The organism is Actinocorallia lasiicapitis, from assembly GCF_054778695.1.
This window is the reverse complement of sequence record NZ_BAAGZI010000678.1, coordinates 1-1637: the sequence shown is the minus strand read 5'-3', so window position 1 is coordinate 1637 and position 1637 is coordinate 1. Positions and strand designations below refer to the sequence as shown.

The 1637-nt window shown below is 73.1% G+C and carries 2 protein-coding genes; both read right to left on the bottom strand.

The genetic code is table 11. The features are described from left to right. The coding region (locus tag ACYVE7_RS33675) for a sodium/solute symporter (protein ID WP_460370575.1) at window positions 1–1207 on the bottom strand (1207 nt) is incomplete at its 3' end. Between the two features lie 55 nt (window positions 1208–1262). Continuing rightward, a partial coding sequence (locus ACYVE7_RS33670) for a hypothetical protein (RefSeq protein ID WP_460370573.1) occupies window positions 1263–1637 on the bottom strand: 375 nt, incomplete at its 5' end.

The window sequence follows — 1637 nt, the reverse complement described above, 5'->3', positions numbered from 1 at the left end:
CCGCCGCGGTCAGGCCGCGCCACCAGATGCCGAGGACCAGCAGCGGGCAGAAGGTCGACGCCGACAGCGCGAACGCCAGCCCGACCACGGTCGCGACCGGCAGCGACGGCAGGACGGCCAGCGCCACCAGCCGCAGATCGCCGATCGCGAGGAGGGTCGCGCACCGGAACGAGCGGACCCCGCCGTGGAACAGGTCCTGGCCGATGACGCCCGCGACAGACACCGTCAGCCCCGACGACGTCGACAGGAACGCCGCGAACGCTCCGGCCGTCAGCAGGGCGCCGAGGACGTCGCCGAGGGTGCCGCCGATCAGCCGGTGCGGCAGTTCCAGCACCACGAAGTCGGGGTCGGCGAGATCGGGGGTGTAGACCCGGCCGAGCGCGCCGTACGCGGCGGGCAGCAGATAGAACAGGCCGAGCAGGCCCAGCACGACGGCCGTGGTGCGGCGCGCGGCACGCCCGTCGGGATTGGTGTAGAAGCGGACGAGGACGTGCGGCAGGCCCATGGTGCCGAGGAACGTCGCGAGAATCAGCGAGTAGGTAGCGTAGAGCTGGTGGTCCTGGCGGAGCGGGAGCAGCCACGAGGCGTCCTGGATGCCGGGGGCTCCGTCACCGCGCCACGCGATCAGCAGGAACACCAGCGGGACGGCCAGCGCCGTCAGCTTCAGCCAGTACTGGAACGCCTGGACCAGGGTGATGCTCCGCATCCCGCCCGCCCACACCCCGATGATCACGATGGCGGCGACCAGCGGCCCGCCCGCCCAGCGCGGCGCGCCGGTGACGGCCGCGAGCACCCGTCCCGCGGTCTGGAGCTGCGGCAGCAGATACAGCCAGCCGATGACGACGACCAGCACCGACGACACCCGCCGCACCGCCATCGACTCCAGCCGCGCCTCGGCGAAGTCGGGCAGCGTGTAGGCGCCGGACCGGCGCAGCGGAGCCGACACCAGGACGAGCAGCACCAGGTAGCCGCCCGTCCAGCCGACGGGCAGCCACAGCATGTCCGCGCCGTTGGCCAGGACCAGCCCGGCGATGCCGAGGAACGACGCCGCCGACAGATACTCCCCGCCGATCGCCGACGCGTTGGCCTGCGGCGACACCGTCCGTGACGCCACGTAGAAGTCCGAGGTGGTCCGGGACAGGCGCAGCCCGTAGAACCCGGCGAGCAGGGTCGCCGCCGACACCGCCAGCACCGCCGCCAGATTCATACCGGGCCGGTCACTCGCGGTCGGCGCATCCGCGGCCCGCTCATTTGCGGTCGACTCATTTGCGGTCGACCAGGTCGGCGAAGTCCCGCTCGTTGCCCTCCGCCTGCCGCACGTACCACCAGCCGATCCCGGCGAACAGCGGGTACAGGACGACCGCGAGCAGCAGCCACGGCACCGGCAGCCCCAGCAGCCGCGCCTCCCCCGCCGCCGACGACAGCCAGAACAGCAGCGGCAGCCCGCCCACCACCAGCACGAGCAGGGTGCAGACGAACAGCGACAGCCGGAGCTGCGCCCTGACCAGCGCCCGCATGTACACCTCGCCCAGCGCGGTCTGCTCGTCGATCTCGCGGGTGCCGGGGCCGCCCCAGCGGGGCGCGGCACGGGTCTTGGGGCTCGTCACCACGGTCCGCTGCGGTCCGGTCGCGGCGCG